The 21,956-nt window shown below is 59.0% G+C and carries 19 protein-coding genes and 3 pseudogenes; 16 read left to right on the forward strand and 6 right to left on the reverse strand.

The genetic code is table 11. The features are described 5' to 3' along the window. Positions 1-11: 11 nt before the first annotated feature. From HUK73_RS27200 to HUK73_RS16285, 4 genes and pseudogenes are all read left to right on the forward strand, one after another. Positions 12-83: pseudogene (locus HUK73_RS27200) on the forward strand (hypothetical protein); the annotation flags it as partial. Next, entirely contained in the window at positions 52-417 is a 366-nt protein-coding gene (locus HUK73_RS26820; protein ID WP_369805551.1) for a hypothetical protein, read from the forward strand. The pseudogene HUK73_RS27200 and the gene HUK73_RS26820, both read left to right, overlap by 32 nt. 22 nt (positions 418-439) lie before the next feature. Continuing rightward, positions 440-754, forward strand: coding sequence for a 2Fe-2S iron-sulfur cluster-binding protein (locus HUK73_RS16280; RefSeq protein ID WP_176593095.1), 315 nt, complete (start codon positions 440-442; stop codon positions 752-754). Between the two features lie 48 nt (positions 755-802). Then, positions 803-1,222, forward strand: a complete 420-nt coding sequence (locus HUK73_RS16285; protein WP_176593096.1) for a GFA family protein — start codon at positions 803-805, stop codon at positions 1,220-1,222. A gap of 250 nt (positions 1,223-1,472) precedes the next feature. Here HUK73_RS16285 and HUK73_RS16290 read toward each other — a convergent pair whose 3' ends face one another. Beyond that, positions 1,473-2,588, reverse strand: a complete 1,116-nt coding sequence (locus HUK73_RS16290; protein ID WP_176593097.1) for an NAD(P)-dependent alcohol dehydrogenase — start codon at positions 2,586-2,588, stop codon at positions 1,473-1,475. A 135-nt stretch (positions 2,589-2,723) separates the two neighbouring features. On the opposite strand from HUK73_RS16290, the gene HUK73_RS16295 reads away from it, so the two are divergent. Together HUK73_RS16295 and HUK73_RS27205 are read left to right on the forward strand one after the other, a co-directional pair. After that, complete coding sequence (locus HUK73_RS16295; protein ID WP_176593098.1) at positions 2,724-3,371, forward strand: TetR family transcriptional regulator; 648 nt, start codon at positions 2,724-2,726, stop codon at positions 3,369-3,371. A gap of 161 nt (positions 3,372-3,532) precedes the next feature. After that, positions 3,533-5,956 carry a LuxR C-terminal-related transcriptional regulator gene (locus tag HUK73_RS27205; protein WP_176593099.1) on the forward strand — a complete coding sequence of 808 codons (2,424 nt, stop codon included), beginning with the start codon at positions 3,533-3,535 and terminating at the stop codon, positions 5,954-5,956. A gap of 3 nt (positions 5,957-5,959) precedes the next feature. Here HUK73_RS27205 and HUK73_RS16305 read toward each other — a convergent pair whose 3' ends face one another. The 5 genes from HUK73_RS16305 to HUK73_RS16325 are packed head-to-tail and all read right to left on the reverse strand — an operon-like array spanning position 5,960 to position 13,296. Further along, positions 5,960-7,381, reverse strand: coding sequence for an aldehyde dehydrogenase family protein (locus HUK73_RS16305; protein WP_176593100.1), 1,422 nt, complete (start codon positions 7,379-7,381; stop codon positions 5,960-5,962). Between the two features lie 12 nt (positions 7,382-7,393). Further along, on the reverse strand, positions 7,394-8,167 hold the full coding sequence (locus HUK73_RS16310; RefSeq protein ID WP_176593101.1) for an enoyl-CoA hydratase-related protein: 774 nt from the start codon (positions 8,165-8,167) through the stop codon (positions 7,394-7,396). Then, positions 8,167-9,645 (reverse strand): acetyl-CoA acetyltransferase, encoded by a 1,479-nt coding sequence (locus tag HUK73_RS16315; protein WP_176593102.1) that lies wholly within the window; start codon positions 9,643-9,645, stop codon positions 8,167-8,169. The genes HUK73_RS16310 and HUK73_RS16315 overlap by 1 nt, the downstream gene beginning before the upstream one ends. Next, positions 9,642-10,859, reverse strand: coding sequence for a CoA transferase (locus tag HUK73_RS16320; RefSeq protein WP_176593103.1), 1,218 nt, complete (start codon positions 10,857-10,859; stop codon positions 9,642-9,644). The genes HUK73_RS16315 and HUK73_RS16320 overlap by 4 nt, the downstream gene beginning before the upstream one ends. Positions 10,860-10,875: 16 nt before the next feature. Next, positions 10,876-13,296, reverse strand: coding sequence for a TonB-dependent receptor (locus tag HUK73_RS16325; RefSeq protein WP_176593104.1), 2,421 nt, complete (start codon positions 13,294-13,296; stop codon positions 10,876-10,878). A gap of 208 nt (positions 13,297-13,504) precedes the next feature. On the opposite strand from HUK73_RS16325, the gene HUK73_RS16330 reads away from it, so the two are divergent. The 10 genes and pseudogenes from HUK73_RS16330 (at position 13,505) to HUK73_RS16370 (ending at position 21,915) form a co-directional block, all read left to right on the forward strand. Next, a complete protein-coding gene (locus HUK73_RS16330) occupies positions 13,505-15,358 on the forward strand; it encodes an AMP-binding protein (protein ID WP_176593105.1) in 1,854 nt (617 codons plus the stop codon). Then, positions 15,355-16,614 (forward strand): cytochrome P450, encoded by a 1,260-nt coding sequence (locus HUK73_RS16335; RefSeq protein ID WP_176593106.1) that lies wholly within the window; start codon positions 15,355-15,357, stop codon positions 16,612-16,614. Before HUK73_RS16330 ends, HUK73_RS16335 begins: the two co-directional genes overlap by 4 nt. Further along, the gene (locus HUK73_RS16340) at positions 16,614-17,243 is read left to right on the forward strand and encodes a glutathione S-transferase family protein (protein WP_176593107.1); all 630 of its coding nucleotides are present in this window, start codon (positions 16,614-16,616) and stop codon (positions 17,241-17,243) included. The genes HUK73_RS16335 and HUK73_RS16340 overlap by 1 nt, the downstream gene beginning before the upstream one ends. An 82-nt stretch (positions 17,244-17,325) precedes the next feature. Next, a complete protein-coding gene (locus HUK73_RS16345) occupies positions 17,326-17,748 on the forward strand; it encodes a PaaI family thioesterase (protein WP_176593108.1) in 423 nt (140 codons plus the stop codon). Further along, positions 17,745-18,146, forward strand: coding sequence for a PaaI family thioesterase (locus tag HUK73_RS16350; RefSeq protein WP_369805536.1), 402 nt, complete (start codon positions 17,745-17,747; stop codon positions 18,144-18,146). The genes HUK73_RS16345 and HUK73_RS16350 overlap by 4 nt, the downstream gene beginning before the upstream one ends. A 173-nt stretch (positions 18,147-18,319) precedes the next feature. After that, positions 18,320-18,709: a site-specific integrase gene (locus HUK73_RS26530; RefSeq protein WP_255326407.1), complete on the forward strand. Its 390-nt coding sequence runs from the start codon at positions 18,320-18,322 to the stop codon at positions 18,707-18,709. Next, positions 18,642-19,034 carry a tyrosine-type recombinase/integrase gene (locus HUK73_RS27210; protein WP_218036627.1) on the forward strand — a complete coding sequence of 131 codons (393 nt, stop codon included), beginning with the start codon at positions 18,642-18,644 and terminating at the stop codon, positions 19,032-19,034. The genes HUK73_RS26530 and HUK73_RS27210 overlap by 68 nt, the downstream gene beginning before the upstream one ends. A 284-nt stretch (positions 19,035-19,318) precedes the next feature. Further along, a pseudogene (locus HUK73_RS16360) lies at positions 19,319-19,510 on the forward strand (tyrosine-type recombinase/integrase); the annotation flags it as partial. Positions 19,511-19,521: 11 nt separating this feature from the next. Then, positions 19,522-20,543 (forward strand): annotated as a pseudogene (locus HUK73_RS16365) (IS91 family transposase); the annotation flags it as partial. 151 nt (positions 20,544-20,694) lie between these two features. Next, on the forward strand, positions 20,695-21,915 hold the full coding sequence (locus HUK73_RS16370) for an IS110 family transposase (RefSeq protein WP_176593109.1): 1,221 nt from the start codon (positions 20,695-20,697) through the stop codon (positions 21,913-21,915). Positions 21,916-21,956: the final 41 nt, after the last annotated feature.

The raw sequence follows: 21,956 nt of genomic DNA on the forward strand, positions 1-21,956 counted from the left end.
GCGGCGGCGCGATCGTTGCGACCGGATCGGTCGCAAGCACGATCGGCGTCGCTGGACTGGCGGCCTACACCGCCAACAAGCATGCGATCGCCGGCCTGGTCAAGGTCGCCGCCATCGAACTTGCTGCCGCCAATATTCGAGCGTGCTGGCATGTCCATCGACGAGATCGATCTCTACGAGGTGAACGAGGCTTTCGCGCCGGTTCCACTCGCATGGCTGGAGGTGATCAAGGCCGACCCTGCTCGCCTGAACATTCATGGCGGGTCCATAGCACTTGGTCATCCGCTTGGCTCTTCGGGCACCAAGCTGATGGCGACCCTTGTCCACGCCCTTCGACGCCACGGCAAGCGCTATGGCCTGCAGACGATGTGCGAGGCAGGCGGCATCGCCAACGCCATGATCATCGAAGCACTTTAAGGCGCTGGGGGAGAGTCTGGAAATGCCCAAAATTACTGTCATTTTCCGCGATGGAGACCGACAAGAGGTCGATGGGGCCGTGGGCATATCGGTCATGGAAGCCATTCGCGACGCCGGCATTGATGAAATGCTGGCGCTTTGCGGCGGCTGTTGTTCATGTGCAACATGCCACGTGATGGTGGAAAGTTCGGCAGACGTCTTTCCGCCGATCGGCGAGGATGTGAACGACCTGCTGGATTCCTCGGATCATCGTACCGGTTGCTCGCGCCTCTCCTGTCAATTGATCGTCGGGGCTTCGCACGACGGCGTCGTCGTGCGGATCGCCCCTGAAGACTAACAGCGGCCTGGCGCATTGTGCCGCCATCAAGAAGGGAAGGGGTCTCCAATGCATACCGTAAAGCCATTGGCCGGAAGCTGCCTTTGTGGACAGATACACTACGAATTGGCGGCGCCGCCGCTGTTGACCGCGATTTGTCACTTCGCCCATTGCCAGAAGCAAAGCGGGAGCGCCTTTTCGGTCAATCTCGTGGTGCAGCGATCGGATCTGGCAGTCTCTGGAGACCTGGCGTCTTACACGGATCGCGGAGAGAGCGGTACGGTCATCTACAGGCGGTTCTGTGCAGCCTGCGGCTCGCCCATCATGACAGAACCCTCGGACAAGCCCGAGATCGCCTACCTCAAAGCCGGCACGCTGGACGACAAGGGCGGCATCGACCCGAAAGTGCAAATCTGGTGCAGCAGCGCGCAGCCTTGGTGGTCGTCGCAGTTCGAGATCCCCGCGTTCGACAGAAACCTCTCCCAGTAAGTCCTTGCTAAACGCCATTGCCCGCAACGGGCAGGCAATCTGCTAGTCGACTGGCCGACCACGTTTTCCGATCAATTTTCCCAAGATATCGGGTGATCCTGTCATCGAAAGACGAAGGCAGCGGCGCCGTGAAGGCTTTAGCAGTATCCGGTCCGATTGCATCGGACCGGATTTATGGTTGGACGCGTTTTCGTCAGTCCGCAGGTGACTGGCTGTGTCGAACTGTGTTTTTACCTGCTTCTAAAACCTTCTAGAGAAGGTGGTTCGGCATCGTGAGAACCGCCTTTACGATCTTTCCATCGTGCTGATCCTGCACTGCCTGATTGAGCTGGTCGAAGCGGTAAAGGCTGATGAGCTTGTCGAAGGGAAACCGGCCCTCGAGATAGTAAGAGATGAGTTCGGGGATGAAGCTGTCCGGCTGGCTATCTCCCTCGATGATACCCTTGATCGTGTAGCCGAACATGAGCACCGTTGAAGCAAGGCCAGGCAGGCGCTGCTCGGGGTTCGACGGCACGCCGAGCAGTGCCAGCGTACCGTGGGGCCGCAGGCATCCAAGCGCGCTGTCCATCACGGGGCCTGCGCCGGTAGTATCCAGAGCGAAGTCTGCCCCAGCGCCCGTGAGGCGTCGAACGGCCTTGTTCACCTTCTCGGCCGTCGGGTCGATGACATGCGTGGCTCCGAGCTCGAGCGCCAGCGCACGACGTTCCGCCTTGGGGTCAGAGACGATGATGGTTGTGCATCCGGCAATCACGGCACCGAGAACTGCGCTGAGCCCTACCGAGCCTCCCCCCAAGATGACGATCGAGGACCCTTTGGGGCAGGCCAGTGCCCGCAGCACGGCCCCGGCACCGGTTTGTACGCCGCAACCTAGCGGTCCTAAAAGTTCGAGCGGGACTGTCGGATCGATCTTCACCACGTTGGATTCGTAAGCGAGCGCATAGGTCGCGAAAGACGATTGGCCAAAGAAGTTGCTCGACACGGGCGCGCCATGATCGTGGATCGCCTTCGAGCCATCCGGACGGCAGCCTGTGTAGTTCAGGGCCAGTGCCTGCTCGCAATAGGTCGGCTCTCCCGCGAGGCAGCGCGTGCAGACGGCGCATGAGCGGAATGTCAGAACCACATGATCGCCTTCGGCGACTTTCGAGACGTTCGCACCAACCCGAACAACCATACCGGCCCCTTCATGCCCTAGAATGGCCGGTAGCGGTACAGGTAGGATCTGGTCCCGCGCGACAAGGTCGGTGTGGCAGAGGCCCACAGCAGCGATACGCACCAATATCTCGTCGTCCCGTGGTTCCTCCAGTTCGAGTTCGGCGAATTCGAAATCGGCTTTCGGGAATTTGGCGACTGCCGCAGTTATCTTCATCGATCGCATACCTTAAAAGTGGCCCTCCTGTTGCTTGCCATGCGGGCCCCTTCGTCGCCCTAGCCAAAAGGAGGGTGAAATCACTTGCCAGAGTTTATCTATGCGCATAAATAAACACATGGAGGGAGGATTCGTATGGCTAGGATAGGCGTCCGCGTCGATGAGAATGGCCGCGTAGCAGCGCGGGAGCGTTTGCTGGACGCAACCAGCGCATTGCTGAGCGAGCGTGATACGCTGGACATTTCTCTCAGCGAGATCGCCGTTCGGTCTGGGCTCAATCACGGGCTGGTGAATTATTATTTCCGGGGTAAGGAGGGGCTATTGCTGGCTCTCCTCGAGCGCGACGCTGCCAAAGCCCTGCACAACCTCGAATATCTTGTTGTCCAGGATGTGGCGCCGCTTAAAAAGCTCGAGCTGCACATCCGTGGTGTCATCAACGTCTACTTCCGTTATCCCTATATCAACCGACTGATCAATGTTCTTCAGTCCGGCAATGCCGAAACCGCTCGCGAATTAGCCAGGATTTTCATAGCGCCACTTCAACAGTATCAGGCACGCATCCTCGACGAATGTCGCCAGGCCGGCGATATAACATCTGTCGACACCAACCTCTTCTATTATACCGTGATCGGCGCGTGCGAGTTTCTGTTCCATTCGCGCAGCACCCTGCCATTTCTATCGGGCCCCCCGGAAATTACACCAGCCCTCAAGGACGCCTACGCCGATCATCTGGTGCGCTTCCTTCTCGACGGGCTGAAGACCAGAAGCGAGCGTCTCGGCTAGAGAACGCCCAAGGAGTAGGATCAATGCTCAGGACCCACGCACGAAGTGCAGAGACGGTTTCCTCTGCAGTCCAATCTCAGGCCGTGCCCGAGGCACGCAATGTGGCGAGCGGGGTTGTCCCCACAAGGGCGTTCGAGCGATTGCGCCAGAGCAAGTCCAGCGTGATCCTCATCTCCGCGCCGCCAGGCTATGGCAAGACGACCCTTTTGCGGGGCTATTCCGACGCGATTGAATATGCTGGCGGACAAGTCGCGTGGTGCCAACTGGATCGCATCGTCAGCGACGGGCAACCCGGCGGAAACGCTGACGTCATCTTCATCGACGATGCCCACGATGCCGATTCGCGCAAATTTGCCCGGCTGATCCGAACCATCACCTCCAATGATGCGACACAGTGTTTTGTGATCGCTACGCGGATGCTTCCCGACATGGACTGGATCAGTCTCGTGGCAAGGGGGCGGGTTGAAATACTAGATGTGGAACTCCTCGCCCTTGATGAAAATGAAGTCGGTGCGCTCCTTGGTTTCTATGCCGGCCAGATGCCAAGCGCGGGACAGACTCGGAAAGTATCGCAATGGATCGAAGGCTGGCCGATCGCCGCGCAATGCTATGGCATGCTGGCAAGGCGACGTGGAGGATGGTCAAAGGTAGATATTCGTGAAGTCTATCCCCGCGATGATCTCGGTCAGTATCTCAACGAAAGCATATATTCAGAGCTTGATGACGCAATGCGTCGCTTTCTGTTTGATCTGGCGGATTTGGAGCGTTTTTCGCCGGCAATGCTGCGAGAGGTGATCAATCCCTCGTCCGAGCTCCTTCTCCAGCGCGCCCGACTTGAAAATGTCATGATCGTTCCTGCCACAGGCGGCGGCGATTGGCTGCGACTTCACGGGATATTTCAGCAGTTTCTGGACGCGAAAAAGCGCCAGGCTGGCGCGACAAAAAGTATTGAGCTTCTGCGCGCTGCCAGTGATTGGTGCGAGCGGCGGGAGGCCTATTGCGATGCTGTCGACTACGCCCTGGGGGCAGGTGACCTCCAACGTGCGCAAGACCTTATCGTCACAAATGCGGCCAATATTGCCCATGGCCTAGGCGAATTGCCGAGAATGCTGGCCTGGACCGAACAACTCGAGCAAGCCGGTCAACCGATCTCCGTTGCGCTCAGGCTCTGGAAGACATGGGCACTGGTGCTGGCCCTGCAGGTTGATCCGGCGCTGGCCGAGCTCGACATTCTCGACCGCGAGATGCCCAAAGACGCACCCAGGCTCTGGCTGGCACATCGCGACAGGCTGAGGGTGAGCGTCGCCGCGCGGGGCGATGACATGCTGGCACTGGTCGATCTGGCGGACAACTGGATGACGCGCTGGGAACAGCTCGATGCGTTTCAGACAGCTGCCGTCTGCGTCACTCGATCCCTGGGTCATTATCAGTTGGGAGACAGGCACGCTGCCCGACGTGACCTGCTGATTGCCCGTCAACGGGCTGGAGAAGGGGGCGGAAAATACGGCCAGCTTTGGGTTGCGAAGGCGGAAGCCTATCTCGAGCTTCAATCTGGTCGTGCGACCCGGGCTCGAGAAATCATTCTTTCCGCGCTCGAACGCGCCCACGCATCCGACGAGATCGCGGCATCGATGATCGGTACCGTCCACCTCCTCGCCGCGAGAATTCTCGTCGAGACGGGCGAGGTCGCCCTCGCTCGCGAACATCTCTCCGCAGGGCATCTCCATGTCGGCGATAATGGGCTGATCGAAACGCACATTGCTGCGCTAGAAGCCGCAACGCTGCTTGCCGAGGAATCCGATGGCGTAGATGCGGCGCTGTGTGAGACCCAGCATCGGTTGGTCAGGGGGTTGCGCTACAGCGTAAGCGCCGACCTCCTGGCAGTAGCTCTTCAACTCAGGCATGGCCGCGCGGCAGACGCATCGGACAATTTCAGTGCAGCATTTGTCGGCCTTGCCGAAGGGTGGTGGCATGTTGCAACAGGACAGCCGATCCCTAAATATATGGTCCATGATGTCGAGCAGACCCGTGCTTGGGTGGCGCTCAGCGAGGGAAAATTCAGTGAAGCATTGGCCATTGCCAACAGATTGCTTCCGGCTGCTGAGAAGGCAGGACGCGCGCGCGAACATGTGCAGCTTCTGATGCTTTCCGCGACCTGCGCGGCGAGCACCGGGAAAATGGGGGGCGCCAAACGCAGTTTCGAGCGCGCCATCCGTATGGCGAGCGAGCGGGGATTTCACCGCACGATCATGGACTTTGGATGGGGTTTGACCTCGTTGCTCGCAGAGACCGACCTGTCTTCGGCTATGCCAGGAGCGAGTGGAGTTCTCATCGAAGCGCTGCGCTCGCGTTATCGTATACAGGCTGATGGGAGTGACGAGCAGGCCCCGGTCGACCGGCTGACGGCGCGCGAGCATGAGGTGTTGGTTCTGCTGGATACCGGCCTAACCAGCCAGGCCATCGCTGATCATATCGACCTGGGCCTTTCCACGACGAAGTGGCACATTCAGAATATCTACAACAAGCTTGGAGTGCGTAATCGGTCGGGCGCCCTCGCGCGCGCCCGCCGATTGGCCATGCTGTAGGGATCAGGCAGCCTTGGCAGCCTTTACGGTGATCGTTTGGGGCATGGTATATTCGAGCAGGCCGCCCAAGCCATTCTCGACACCGAGGCCTGACTGCTTGTGACCGGCAAATGCCTGGAATGGCGAAAGATGTTGAACTTCATTGATCCAGACCGTTCCGGTCTCGAGTCGCGCGGCGATTGCCAGCGCTGCGTCGGTGTCCGACGACCAGACTGAACCTGCCAGCCCAAATTCAGAGGCATTTGCGCGAGAAATCACATCCTCGAGTTCGCTGAACTTTATGAGGGGCAATATGGGGCCGAACGCTTCTTCCTGCACGACGCGCGACTCTTCAGGCGGGTTGTCGACGATGGTTACGGGAATGAAATAGCCCGGGCCATCCTGCGAAACCTCGCCGCCAGTAAGAAAGCGAAACCCGTTGTCCTTGCAGTCCTCGATTATTTCCACGACCCGGTCGAACTGCAGCTTGTTCTGCACGGGGCCAAGTTCGGTGCCTTGTTCGGAACCGTCACCCATTTTCACCGATTGCGCATAGTCTGTCAGGGCCGCGGCAAGCCGATCATAAATCGCTTCATGGACGTACATCCGCTTGGTTGCGATGCAGATCTGGGCCGAGTTCCGGAAAGCAGCCCAGAACAGGTCCTTGGCAACAGCATCGACATCGACATCGGGCATGATGATCGCCGCATCATTGCCCCCAAGCTCGAGTGTCACGCGCTTGAGGTCGGCGGCAGCCGACGCCATCACGCGCTTGCCTGTGGCGGTCGAGCCGGTAAAGCTGACTTTGTCGATTCCCGGGTGAGCCGTCACTTTCGGGCCGAGCGCATCACCTCCGGTGATGATGTTGAGTACGCCATCGGGGATAACGCCGCGCAGCAGTTCGCCGATCCGTAGCATCGTCAGCGGTGTGAAGGGAGACGGCTTCAGGATCATGGTGTTGCCCGCTCGCAACGCCGGGGCGATCTTCCAGAAGGACAGCAGGACCGGGAAGTTCCAGGGCGAGATACCGGCGACGACGCCAATAGGAACGTGCCGTGTCTCAGACCGCCGCTCGGCGCTATCCTCGTTCACCTCGACGGGTATCTCCATCCCCGCCAGCGACGATAGCCAATAAGCTGCGCCCATTATCTCGAAACGGGCTTCGTCATGAGGCTTGCCCTGTTCGCTCGTCAGCAGGCGCATGAGTTCGTCTGCATTCGCGGCCAGCACAGCGGCGGCGGCCTTGAGGACACGACCACGGTCCATATCCGACGTGGCCCGCCAGGCCGGAACGGCTGCACGTGCGCTTGCGACGGCCTGTTCGAGTTGCTCGGTCGAGCAATCGGGAGCGGTTGCGAGCGGCTTCCCGGTTGCCGGATTTATGACAGTGATCACGTCGGTACTCTCGACTGCCTTGCCGGCGATTGTCATCGTAAAATTTTTCATTGTCAGTTTCCCTTAGCGACCTGTCCAACGCGGTGCGCGTTTCTCGATGAAAGCGCGCGGACCTTCCTTATAATCGTCGGTGAGCGCGAGCCTCTTGCCCATGGCAGCGGCTGCGGCTTCAAGATCTTCTTCGGGCCGATTATACGCGTCACGCGCTATTACCAGGCTTTCTCTGACGGCTATCGGCGCATTCGCCGCGATGAGTTCGGCCAGCGCGAGAGCCTCTGCGGCAACATCGGTTTTCGCGACGACCCTGTTCACCAGACCGAAGGCGTGTGCGCGAGCGGCGGAGATCGGCTCGCCCGTTGCGATAAGTTCAAGGGCGATTGCACGGGGCAGTGCCCTGGGGAGCCGGAAGAGGCCGCTCGCTAACGCGGCCAGGCCTCGCTTGACCTCCGGCAGCCCAAGCTTCGCGTCATCTGAGACGACCGACATGTCGCAAGAAAGAACAATCTCCGTACCACCGGCCAGGGCGACGCCGTTTACTGCCGCGATCCAGGGCTTCTGGCGCGGCGCTCGGACGAACCCCGCAAACCCGCCGTTACGGGTAACGAGGTCGCCAATTCTGCCTGCTGAAATCTCTTTCAAGTCCGCGCCGGCGCAGAATGCACGATCTCCGGCGCCAGTGAGGATGACACAGCGAATCTCGTCGTCGGCCTCGGTTTCGATGACCGCCTGTTCCAGCGCGCGCGCTACCGCACCATTGATCGCGTTCCGCGCATCAGGGCGGTCGATGGTGACCCGCGCGACGTGAGGGACGGGGCGGTCAACGAGGATTTCGGTCATTAAAGTCTCCATTCCAGCAGGCCGTCATCCCCGGTCGTCACGGTTCCGTTCTCGCCGATCGGCGAACGCGACATGTCGGTCAGACGCGCAATTGTATGTGTATCGGCAGGAGGGACGCGCGCCATGGTGCGCCGACCGTCGAGCGTCCGCAGGATCACGATCCCGCGATCGATAGCGTTGTCACGACCGTACAGGACGGTGAAACTCTCAATGGCCGCGCGTCCCTCGTAGCAGTCTATTACAAGTGGCACAGCGCCCCGTATCGCATCGGCTTTGCTGTCGACGCGGTAGTCCATGGCCGGACGCATCTGCGGCCTATAACTCGAGAGCACGACGGCGTGATGCTTGGTCACGAAATCACCCTGGCCGTAAAGCAGGCCGTTGCCCGCTTGCGCCCTGAGCTGGCGTGTCATCGAACATGTCGCGTGCAGCATATAATCGTTGAACGGTCCGCCGAAGAAAGTGAGCCCGCCCGTAACGGTTGGTACGACATCTTCGCTCAGACCAAGCGTGCGCCGCGCCATCTTGGGCACGCAGGGGAAGCAGCTGTAAAGTTCGAGATGGTCGAACGGAGCCTCATTCAGGGCGCCGACCGCTTCGAGTACCGCCTGCTGAGAGGGGGACGTGTGATAACAGTCCCGATCAAGATAATCCTCGGGCTCCTTCGATGCGGCGCCGCCAATGAGATAGATCATGCGGGCTGGATCGACGCCAAGGTCACGTGCCGTTTCTTCCGCCATGATGATAGCGGCCGCGCCCTGATTCACCGTTGGATTGGCCACCATAAGCTTGGGATAGGGCCACGCGACCAGCGGGTTTTGCGGTGTGACCGTCGTAATTTCCGAGGGCGCAACGGCGCGTTGCAGCCAGGCGGTAGGGTTGATCGAGGCGACGGCGGCGTAGCGCGACCACAGGTCCGCCGATTCGGCCTGCGCTTCGGCCGGGGTCATGCCCCATGCCTGCAGCGTGGCATTCTCGAACAATGGATAGATGTAGGTCGGTTGCGCGATGCCATGGGCGCGGCCCATCGGGGAAATCATTTCCTCGACCCGCCACGGTTGCTCCATGACCTTCGCTTTGGCGACCCATGGTAGATCAACACCCGCCTTGCGCGCCTTCTGTATGGTACTGCGCGCCTCTCCACCGCAGATAAGCGCGATCCTGGACTGCCCGTCGATGATACGCAGGGCAGCGTCGTGCAACACCCTCAGTGGACTTTCGCCGCCGCCGGCATGATAGGTGGCGCGCGCGGGCGCAAGCCCCAGCCGCTCGCATAATTTGCGTGCGGTATCCTCGTAACGCCATGAGATCTGATGTATCACCTCGACAGCGTCGATCCTGTCCAACAGGGCGACGCCGCTATCGACCTCTGCATTCCTCGCAGCGGCTGCCATAAGATCCAGGGGATCGAGGCCCAGGATAGGCTCCGGCGGCCGATCCTTGATTTCGCCAACACCGACAATGACCACATTGGTCATGCGGCGGCATCCGGTGCTCTACCCAGTCCGACGTCTGCGAGGATTTCCTGGGTGTGCTCGCCAAGACGGGGCGGATCACGGCGGACAGAAGCCGGCGTTGCACTGAATCGAACCGGATGCCGCAACGAGATATACGTACCTTCGGATGGGTGCTCGCGCTTCTCGAAAAAGCCGATGGCGTTCAGATGCTCGTCGTCGAGAACTTCGTCCAGACGGTTGACCTTCATACAGGGCACGTTGCGTTGGGTCAGGGCATTGACCCACTCGCGCGTTGTCTTCGTCTTGGCGACTTCCTCGATCATCGCATAGATTTCGCTGATATTCTCGGTCCGGAGCGCATAGGTCGCGTAGCGGGGATTCTTCGTGAACGTACCCGGCGGCAGCCCGCCGATCTCGAAGAAATCGTCCCACTGCGAATCTGAGTAGGGGAGGATCGCGAGGTAGCCGTCCTTGGTCGGATAGGGCTTGCGGTTGGGATTGAACACGCGACTGTAACCAAAACTGCCAGTCGGGGGCTCAAAAGTATGGCCGTAAAGATTCTCCGTCATGTTGAAATAGCTGAAGCATTCGAACATCGGCACTTCGACAAACTGACCCTGGCCGCTACGCTGCCGATGGAACAGCGCTGCCATCGTCGCATAAGCGCCGAACAGGCCAGATGACTTGTCGGCAATCAGCGATGGCTGGTATCGCGGAGCCGGGTTTCCATCGACCCGGCTCATCAAGTCCGTGCCACCCGCAGCAGCCTGGATCAGGTCGTCATAAGCCTGCTTCTTGGCATAGGGACCTTCCGAGCCATATCCCGAGCAATGGACATAGACGATATCGTTTTTCAGTGCTTTTACGGACTCATAACTAAAGCCGAGTTTTTCGAGCCCTCCCATTCGGACATTGGTGATGAAGATATCGGCGCCCGCGATCAGCCGCCGCAGTGCCTCGCGGGCGTCTTCCTGCTTGAGATCCAGCAGCACGGATCGCTTGTTGCGGTTGTAGTGCATGAAGATCGGCCCCATCGCCTGGGTCCTGGCGGACTTTCCAGTATAACGGAAGATATCGCCCCCATTGTCGGCGCGGGTTCCCGGCGCCTCGACCTTGATGACATCGGCGCCCAGGTCGCCAAGGATCTGCGAGGTATAGGCGCCGAAAAGGACGCTGGTCATGTCGACGACTTTTATGCCGTCGAGTGCACCGGGCGAAGCAATGGGGACGTTCACGTTGACCTCTATTCGGTTAATATTTGAAGGAAGCGACCAAACCGTAGGTCCGCACCATTCCGGGAACCCGGATGGATGTGTCGGTCAGAATATCGGTTGCGGTATAATAATTCTCGTTGAAGAGGTTGCGGGCATAGAGGCCGATGCTCCAGCGATCGTCCTGCCGATGCAACGCGATGTTCGCGTTGACGATCGTATAGGCCTTCACGTCAAACACCGGATCCTCGTCGAGCGAACCGACGGTCTTGCCCTGGTAGTTGCCGTTGGCGCCGAACTGGATCGCAAGATCGTCATTGATCGGTAGATCGTAGGAGACCAGCGCGTTGAGCTGATACTTCGGCGTGAACGGGAATGCCGAACCGGCAAAGTCCTGCGCTTGGCCGAAGCGGTTGAAGCCGGTGAACTCTGTGACCTTGGTGTGGGTGTATGACGCGCCGAATTTGAGCAGCAGCTCGCGTGTTGGCGAGATGGTGATGTCGGTCTCCGCGCCGTACACTTCGGACTTGGGGATATTCACGATGCGGGTCAGAGAAACGAAGATCGGATCGAGTATTTCGCCGAACACCTGCTTGTCGCGATAGTCATAGAAGAAACCGGCGGCGTTGAATTGCACGAGGCGGTCAAATAGTCCGAGCTTCACGCCCGCCTCGTAGGCGGTGACCTTTTCCTGGCGCGCCGGAACGAGCTGGGTGACGACGTTGGCGGCGACTACCGGGAAGGCACCCGACTTATAACCGCGGCTGACCGATGCATAGGCCAGGGTATGGCTGTTTGGAGTCCAGGTCAGGGCAAGGCGCCCAGACACGTTGTCCTGCTTGAGCTGGTTGCTGACGAGGCCGGCCGGACCCGAAAAGTCGGCCTTGTAGGTCAGGCACTGGTTGGGGCCGATTCCCGGATTGGCAAACGGGCGGCCCGTCCTGGCGGCAACGATCGCCGCCACGCCAGTATTCCAAACCGGCGCGGTGTTGTTGTCATGGTCGGCCGAGCAACCCTTGAAGTCGAGCTTGTCGTCCGAATAGCGCACGCCGCCGCTGATCTTCATCTGGTCGGAAATCGCCCAGTCCGCGTTTGCAAACGCGGACAGCGAGCGGCTGACCTGGCTGGACAGGTTTCGGAATGTGTTGAAACCATTTGCGATCTGCGAGGCTGTGTAGGTGGTTTGCGGAACTGTCTGACCCAGGAAAGCCAATGTATTGAGGATCGATGAATCGCGATAATAGCCGATCTGGTCGTCGCGAATTTTGTCGCGCGAAAAATAGCCACCCACGATCCAGTTTACGGGGCCAGTCTCGCCAGTCAGGCGCAATTCCTGCGAAAAGGATCGGATGCGGCCGTCCGAAAGATATTCAGATGGTTCGAAGGTCGTACCATCCACGTCATTCATGTCATGGCGCTTGACGTCGGAATAGCCTGAAAGTGAGGTGAAAGTCAGGGCATCGCTCAGTTCATAATCTATTCGGCCGGTAGCAGACCAGAAGCTGGAGTCCGCCTTGTAGGCTGGCTTGGCCGGATAGCTTGGCCCCCAGCTCGCCTCGCCGGCCTTCCAGTTCGTGTGGATTTGCGATGCGAGCCCCGGCGCGACAAATGGCGCAGAGTCCGGGTTGAAGGCGACCGCCTGGACCGCGATAGTGTCGGAATTATCTTTCCAGAAGGAGCCGCCGAGCGTCACAGTCAGGCGATCTGTGGGTTCCCACAGCAGAGTGACGCGCCCACCCATCCGGTCCTTCTCACCAAGGCGCTGCCCGGGCACATTGACGTTACGCTGCCAGCCCCTGTCGGCGGTGTCCCAGCGTCCCGCGACGCGAATGCTCAGCGTGTCCGTCAACGGTCCGCTCACGAAGCCTTCGAAGTTGATCGTCTCGTAATTGCCCACCTCTGCCGTCAGACCGGCATGGAAATCCCTGGTCGGCTTCGCGGTGATGAAATTGACCAGCCCGCCAGTGGTGTTCCGGCCATAAAGCGTGCCTTGTGGCCCTTTCAACACCTCCACCCGCTCGATATCGTAGGAGGGACCGTTGCTCATATAGGGATAGGCGTAGGCAACCTCGTCGACATAGATGCCGACCGGCGAGGTCGCCGACAGGTTTGGCGTGTTGAAGCCAATGCCGCGCACCGTATAAATGGGCGTATTGGCGCTCGAACGGCTGAAGTTGAACGCGGGAACCATTTGCGAGATACCCGCTGCATCCGTTACGCCCGCCTTAGCGAGCGTGTCGCCGCCAAATGCCTGGATCGAGAGAGGCACCTTGTTGATGCTTTCCGATCGGCGCTGCGCCGTCACCACGATATCCCCGACCCCGCCATCAGCATCCTGATCGGCGGTTGGGGTCTGCTGTGCAGACGAGGCAGCTTGTTCCTGCGCCTGCGCTACAGTCGACAGAGCTGCTATTGCGATCGCCACGCACGACACCGTCATCAGATACTTAGTTCCAGGCATGTCCATCCCTCCCTCTTATTGAATTGGCCCGAGCGGTCTTGCTTCATCTTGACTAAGAGCATCCCAAGCGTCGCAACCCCGTAAAAAGGACGGGCACTCATCATTCGGGCTCGAGGCTCGATCAGGACGGCCCCTCCTTTCGAGTGGGCACGCCCATGATGAGATCGCGCCATACCGCGTTCAGAGAATTGCGATCGGAGAGCGATGAATGGCGGGAGCCTCTACAGCGGAAGAAATCAGAGCGGCGTTCGCAGAGATTGGGACTGCCGATTTGCCGGGTGTCAGCGTTTATGATGCGATCCGAAGGAAAGCGGAGCTCTATCCCGACAAGCAGGCTGTCATCGACCTTCCCAGCGCACAGCTCCATGCGATGGCGGTTACGGTCACCTACAGAGAACTGCATAGTTCAATCGTACGAGCGGCGAACTATCTGCTCGGGCGAGGCCTGCTGCAGGGCGACAGAATCTTGTATATCGCACCCAACGGACTTGCGGGTCTGACGGGGTTTTGGACTGCCCAGCTTCTGGGCGCGGTCGTGCCGGTCAATCCCTTCCTCGATCTGAGTGCCATCGCCGAAATCGCACGAGCTGTTGGCGCACGCGCTATCATGTCCGCGGGACACGGCAGCCCGTGTGGCAGTTATCAACTGGCCCGCACTTTGATGGCAACCAATCCTGATCTCGTTTTGCACCTGACGCTGGGCAGCGGCGGCGATGGTGATGCCATCGACCTCCTTCGCGCATCGGCATCTGCTCCAGCCGAAAAATATCTTGGACGCGAACCGGGCCTTGACGATATCGCGGCATATTTCCCGACAGGCGGAACGACGGGCACCCCTAAAGTGGCGCGATTGTCGAATTGCAATCTGTTGGTGGGAGCCTATAGCAGCGCTCTGGCAAGCAGCGCCGATGCCGAGCATGTGGTGCCGTTGGGCTTGCCCATGTTTCATGTCGGTGGTGGCGTTATTGCCTCGACCCGGACTTTGATACTCGGGCAAACGCTGGTGATATTGACGGCTGCCGGGTTCAGAACGGCAGAGCTGGCAGTGAATTTCTGGGCGCTGGCCGAGAAATACGGGCTCACCCAGTTCATATCGGTGCCCACTGTGTTCTCCGACCTGCTCAAGACGTACACGGGCGGGGAGACCAGCATTCGCTATTTCATCGCGGGTGCCAGCAAGCTGCCATCCAGTCTGTGCCGCACCTATGAGAGAATTTTCGGCCATGGCATCTACGAAGGCTATGGCATGACCGAGACAGCGGGTTTCTGCTGCGTCAACCCAACCGCGTTGCCGCCGAGACCCGGGAGCGGCGGGATCGTAGCGCCATTATATGATGTGAAGGTCGTAATGCTCGACGAAGCCGGTCGCTTCGTGCGGGAATGCGAAGCGGGCGAAACGGGCAACATCGCGGTCTCCGGGCCAGCGGTATTTCAAGGCTATGTCGATTCCGCGCAGGACGCAGGTAAGTTCATCTCTGGAATCTCGGGCGCGCGATGGATCGATGCAGGCGATCTTGGGCACTTCGACACCGACGGGTATCTTTGGATCACGGGTCGCGAAAAGGACCTGATCATTCGCGGCGGTCACAATATCGATCCTGCCCCGATTGAAGAGACACTTCTGGACCATCCCGATATCGTCGACGCCGCTGCGGTTGGAATGCCAGATGCGCGGGTTGGAGAATTGCCGGTGGCGTTCGTGCAACTTGCCGAGGGCGCACGGCTTGACGAGGCTGGGCTGCGTGCCTTTTGCCAGGAACGCCTTCCAGAACGCGCTGGGACCCCGGTGCGTATCTTTTCATTGGACGAACTTCCTCGAACCGCGATGCGCAAGGTTTTCAAACCGGAATTGCGCCGTCTGGCTGCCAGCGTCGCAGTTGAAAGCCGGTTTGCCGAGGCCGTGATCCCCGATCGCCTGATCTGGAAGGTCGTCTGCGACGAGAAGGGTTGCCTCGCCGTGGAGATTAGCGGTGACGCAGCGGATCGCGCGCTTTGCGAGCGTATCGAAGAGCAGCTCAGTAACCTCAACTTACACGTAACATTCTGCGAGACACATTCATGATCGAGCCTCTCACCCCCGAATCATTGGCGCGCGCATCGACCTTCTCAAAGCCGGATGAGGTCTATGATCTTTACGCCCGGCTGAGGCGAGATGCCCCGGTGGTGAAGGCAGAGCCGCGCGGCTACCGTCCATTTTGGGTCATGACCCGCCATGACGACATCATGGCGGTCGAGCGTGATCCCGCGACCTACGCAGCTGGTGACCGGACTGTCCTGCTTCCCGAGAAAGTTGAAGCCATCTACGAGGCCAAATATGGAGACCGCAACGGCGTCAAGCCGTTGACCCATATGGACGGCCCTTATCACCGCGCACATCGCGGCGTCACGATGGACTGGTTCGGTCCGAAAAATCTTCGGAAGTTTGAACCGCAGATCGCGGCGATCGCGAAAGAGTTCGTCGATCGCATGGAGGATCTCGGCGACGCGTGCGACTTCTCGGCCGACATCGCTTATTGGTTTCCCCTTCGGGTGGTCATGACCCTCATGGGGGTGCCAAAAGAGGATGAAGCCCAGGTTCTTCGTTTGACGCAGCGCCTGTTCAGCCCCGCCGACAAGGATCTTAAGACGCAGGACGGCGAAAGGCCCGCCTCCGCACCTGGCGGCGTGCGCGACGTTTTTGCTGAATTTGGCGATTATTATCGGACCCTGACTGAGGATCGACGCAAGAATCCGAAGGATGACATCATTTCCACGATCGCTAATGGCGTGATCAACGGCTGTCCCATGGCTGAACGCGAGATGACGTCCTACTATGTCATTGCATCGACAGCGGGCCATGACACGACGGCTGCATCCATCGGAGGAGGCTTGCTGGGTCTCCTGCAATTCCCCGATCAGCTCGGTATGCTTCGAGCCGATCTGGGGCTTCTGAACTCCGCGGCTGAGGAGTTTGTCCGATGGACAGCGCCGGTGAAGCACTTCATGCGCACTCCACAGCAGGACGTCACCTGGCACGGCACGACCATCGCGGCTGGCGAGGCTATCATGCTGTGCTACGCTTCTGCGTGCCGAGACGAATCCGTTTTCCCGGACGGTGATCAATTTCGCGTCGACCGCAAGAGCAACCCCGCGCACCTCGCCTTCGGCTATGGCCCGCATTTCTGTCTCGGGAAATTCCTGGCTACCATGGAAATCCGCGCATTTTATGCCGAATTGCTTCCTCGCCTGAAACATGTCGAACTGGCGGGTGACCCCACCTATATCGAGTCTACCTTTGTCAGCGGGCTGAAAAGCCTTCCTATCCGGTTCAGCTTTTGATGAGGGACAGGCCAAAACTCTACCATAGCGCGAATTCCCGCTCCTTCCGCGTTCTTTGGGCGCTGGAGGAGGTAGGGATTCCGTATGACCTCGAGCTTCTGGAGTTCCCACCGCGACTGACCAGTCCCGCCTATCTCGAGGAGAACCCGCTCGGGACGGTTCCGCTCTTTGTCGATGTGGATGTGCGAATGACCGAGTCTGCCGCTATCTGCCACTATCTGGGAGCAAAGTACTCATCTGAGGGCTTGGTTCCTGATCCTCAGGCTTCAAATTTTGGCGCGTTCCTCAACTATCTTCATTTCGGGGAAGCGACCCTCACTTTTCCACAGGCGGTCGTTCTGCGCTATGGCCGCTTTGAGCCCGAAGACCGCCGCAGCAAACAGGTGGTCGAAGACTATTCCCGCTGGTTCCTGGCGCGCGCGCGCGGGATTGAGGCGTTTCTGAAGCTTGGAGATTATGCTGCTGGCCCCGCGTTCACCATGGCTGATATATCCGTAGGATATGCGATCATGTTGTCCCAATTCACCGGTCTGTTTGATCAGCTGAGCGAGCCCATCCACCAATATTGGCTGCGCTTGCAAGCGAGGCAAGCTTTCCTGCGGGCCGTAGCAGTGCAAACGCAAGATTGAGGTCCATCGAACGGGGTAGGGCGCAGGAGCCGGTGCGGATAAGGCATATCACTCGAAGCCGCAGGAAGGTTATAGTAACGCAATGATCGATCAGCGCGCGATTGAAGAGCGACTCGCCCGAGGCCATAACGCCACGATCGGCTTGCGGTATGCGGCCCATGGTGGTGACTGGGCGGAGCTTGTCCTTGATTACGACATCGGGCTGACAGCGGACTGGGACGAAGGCATTCTGGCTTCGGGGCCGATTATTACGATGATGGACCTTGCGACGAGTTTTGCCGTCTGGATACGGAAAGGTGATTTCACCAATCAGGCCACACTCGATCTGCGGGTGGACTATATGCGTCCAGCCTTGCCAAGACAGCCCGTTTTCGGGCGAGGGGAATGTTACCGTCTCACCCGCAGCATCGCATTTGTGAGAGGGGTTGCGCATCAGGGCGACGTTGCCGATCCTGTAGCGCACGTCGCGGGCACATTCATGTTCCTCGACGGAGCAACGCTGTGAGGCTTCCCCCCTATGCCGAACGATTGCAGGCTGTTCTCGAGCTAGAACAAGGACGGCATCGTGTGATCATGGCTGCCGGCCCCCATGTAACTGGTCGGCCGGGCTTTCTTCATGGTGGAGCGATTTCTGGTTTGCTCGAGCTGGCTGCGTTTGTCGCACTGTACGAAGCGATCGGTGAACCCGGCACGATCCGGGTAAAACCTATCAACGTCACAATCGACTTCCGCAAGGGCGGAATGCTGACGAAAACAATTGCCCGGGGCGATGTCATCCGGCTTGGCACACGCATCGCCAATGTAGAGGCGACTGCTTGGCAGCCGGAGTCCAAAAAACCAATTGCCGTTGCCCGCATGAACTTTCTCATCGGTCGGGAGCAGGGAGGACTGAACAGGCGCTGACCATCAGAGCGCCTCTCCCTTACTGCTTCACGACTAGGAAATCGGGGCCCCCGATATTTTGTTACACCAAAGTTGAACAAGAACGGAGCGCTATTTCGCTCCAGTTCGCAGGTTGTCGATGTGCCTGGCGACCGGGGTCGCTGCAGCGCCCGATGGCCCCGCTTCGTCTCCGCATGATGGAAGATATGCAGATCCGCAACCTGTGTGCGAACACGCAAGAATCGTATCTTCGCCAGGTTTCGCTCTTTGCCCGTCATTTTCACAAATCGCCGGAACTCTTGGATCAAGAGGATGTCCGTTCCTATCAGGTCTATCTGGTCAACGAGAAGCAACTGGCGCCTAAGTCGGTTCAGGTGGCGGTTGCCTCGCTTCGGTTTCTTTATCGGACAACGCTTGGTCGCGATTGGGATTTTGAACGTGACATTCCGTGCCCCAACGTACCGAAGCAGTTGCCAGTCGTCCTCAGCTCCGAAGAAGTTCTTCATTTCCTCGGCTGTGTGGAAAGCCTCAAGCTGCCGCACGATCCTGACCACCTGCTATGCGGCAGGACTGCGGATCTCTGAGGCCACACACCTGAAGTGTCGCGGCGCCATCGACCGGCAGCGCATGGTGCTGAGGGTAGAACAGGGCAAGGGCCAGAAGGACCGCTATGTCATGCTGTCCGAGCGGTTGCTCGATATCCTGACCAGCTACTGGCCTGTTGCCAGACCCAAGGAATGGTTGTTCCCTGGCGAAATTGATGGTCGACCAATCACGCGCGACGCTGTTGGCGACGCCTGCGGAAAAGCGCATAAGCGGTCTGGTATAACCAAACAGGTTACTCCACATTCTCTGAGACACTATGTTCCCATACTGATTATGTCGGGTAATTTCCCATATCCCACGTAAATCCGTCGATTCTTATGGCTTTCCAGAGACATAATATTGATCGCCTTCCACCAACAGCGTGGCCAAAGACATTACCTCACGACGCAAAACTGGGTCGTTATCGGCCGGTAGATCGTTTGCTCGGTTTCCTCATCAGTCTGTAGCTCAAGAAATTATGTCGCGTGGTATGTCCACGGATGCGCCGAAATGCCCAATGTGCCGCCGTTCGGACAGCGCTACCCGACATAATCAGTATGGGAATATAGTGCCTCCTATTTCTCCGAAGAGATAGGAGACATGCCTTTGCGGTTCATTTACTGGAGGCCGGAACAGACGTGCGAACCATCCAGCTCCTGCTTGGTCATCGCTCCCTGGCCACGACAGCCCAGTATCTCCGTATCGCTACCAACAAAGTCTGCTCCACGACAAGTCCGCTGGAACTGCTACCGCATCCAGTGCCGCTTGCTCCTCCGCCACGCGCTCCAGAACCCTTCTGAGCGAACGAGCGATGGGCCACTCGGGTCCCGAAGTGGCGGATATCTTCCGCCGCTATGGCGCTGGCTGGCGCGATCGGCATGGTGCGTCCATGTGGACCGCCCAGCGCGCCGCAATGAGCGCGATCGAACTCTGTCGCACTGCGGCACTGGGTGGCCATGTTGAGCAATGCGATCAATGTGGCGCACAGCGTATCTGTTACAACAGCTGTCGGTCGCGCAATTGCCCAAAATGCCAATCGCTGGCCCGGGCCGAGTGGGTCGAGGATCGCCGTGCCGAGCTACTCGATACCCAATATTTCCACGTCGTATTCACCATCCCGAACGAGATTGCCGCCATCGCCTTTCAGAATGCTGATGTCGTGTATAATATCCTTTTCCGTGTAACGGCCGAAACCCTGCGGACGATCGCCGCCGACCCGAAGTATCTTGGGGCAGAGATCGGATTCTTCGCGATCCTTCATACATGGGGGCAAAATCTCGGGCATCATCCCCACATTCACTGCGCCATCCCGGGTGGCGGGATATCGCCCGATGGGGACCGCTGGATTTCTTGCCGGCCGCGCTTTTTCCTACCCGTCCGGGTCCTCGGCCGGTTGTTCCGTCGCCTCTTTCTTGAAGCTCTGGAAAAGGCGTTCCGGACCGGGAAGCTGAAGTTTTTCTCGTCACTGGAGCACCTCCCGACGCCGGTGCGTTCAAACGGTACCTTGGCTCGGTTCGCCGTATCAACTGGATCGTCTACTCCAAACCACCCTTTGGCGGTCCGGAACGGGCGCTGAATTATCTCGGACGGTACACCCATCGCATCGCCATTTCTAACAATCGGCTGATCGACATTGAGGATGGCAAGGTTCGCTTTTCCTGGAAGGACTATCGCAACGGCAATCAGCGCAAGGTCATGACGCTGGATGCCGATGAGTTCATCCGGCGCTTCCTCATCCATGTCCTGCCCCAGGAATTCCAGCGGATCCGCTATTATGGCTTCCTGGGTAATCGCTACCGCAAGGAAAAGCTGGCGCACTGTCGCGAACTTCTCGGGATGCAGCAACATTCTGCCGATCAGGCCACTCTTGCGAAGGCGACTGACGGACACAAAGTCGAGGACCTTACCAGTGTCTATGAGGAGGTGAACAGCGGACGGCGCTTTGGCAGACTGTTATCGCTAGAAAACCATTCTGGAGACAGGCATGTCCATTGCAGCCCATCGTTCCGAAGCGCCGTCCGCTGTTCGCGTCGACCTTAACGCCATTTTCGTGTCTTTGGAACTGAGCCAGTCGAAATGGCTGATCACCTCGTTGTCACCGGGCAGTGGCGAGAAGCTGTCGAAATTCACGGTGGGTGGCGGTGATGTTACCGCGATGTTCGGGCGATTTGCCGAGTTGCAGCGCAAGACCGAGGCCCGCACCGGGAACCACTATCCGCTCATCGTCATCCAGGAAGCAGGGCTGGATGGCTTCTGGATCCATCGCGTGCTGGAAGCTGCAGACGTCGAAAGCCATATCGTTGATCCGGCTTCGGTCGCGGTCCCGCGACGCAAGCGTCGCGTCAAGACTGACCGGATCGATGGCGAGATGTTGGTACGTACCCTTCTCGCCTACAAGCGCGGCGAGCAGCGTGTGTGTGCCATGGTGCGGGCACCGACGCCGGAAGAGGAAGACTGCCGCCGCGTCTCGCGCGAGCGCAAATCTTTGACCAATGAACGCACCCGCCACATCAACCGGATCAAAGGCCTGCTCTTCGGGCAGGGTGTCCAGGGTTATGAACCCATTCGCCGCGATCGTCGCAAACGACTGGACGAACTCGCAACCGGTGATGGGCGACCGCTTCAGGCGCATCTGAAAGCGCAAATCAGTCGCGAGCTCGACCGTCTCGAACTTGTGATGGAGCAGATTAAGGCGTGCGAGCAGGAACGGGATGCTTTGCTCGCGGCAGCACGGGCCAGAGTCACAGCTACAACTGAAGCAGACAATCCCGCTCAAGGAAAACCGCCAACGCCGATCCCATCGATCCCTGCCATGCTGCTCGAGCTGAACGGGATCGGCGCGCAAACGGCGTCAGTGCTCTGGCTGGAGGGATTGTCCCGGCCATTCGATAATCGCCGGCAGGTTGCAGCCTATGCAGGACTCGCGCCCTCTCACTGGCAAAGCGGGAAGGTCGATCATGATCAGGGGGTCTCCAAGGCGGGCAACCCAAGATTACGCACTGCCCTCATTCAGCTGGCATGGCTATGGCTACGACATCAGCCAAACTCGGCGCTGACCATCTGGTTCAACACCCGGGTAGCGCAGAACGGTGGCCGCATGAAGAAAACGGCCATCGTCGCACTCGCGCGAAAGTTGCTGGTGGCCTTATGGAAGTACGTCAACGCCGGTGTCGTAATCGAGGGCGCTATCGTGCGGCCAGCGTAAACAAAACAAATCGAGGCAACGAATGTAGAAATCTTCCAGGA

This window comes from Sphingobium sp. EM0848 (assembly GCF_013375555.1).
Lineage (GTDB): Bacteria > Pseudomonadota > Alphaproteobacteria > Sphingomonadales > Sphingomonadaceae > Sphingobium.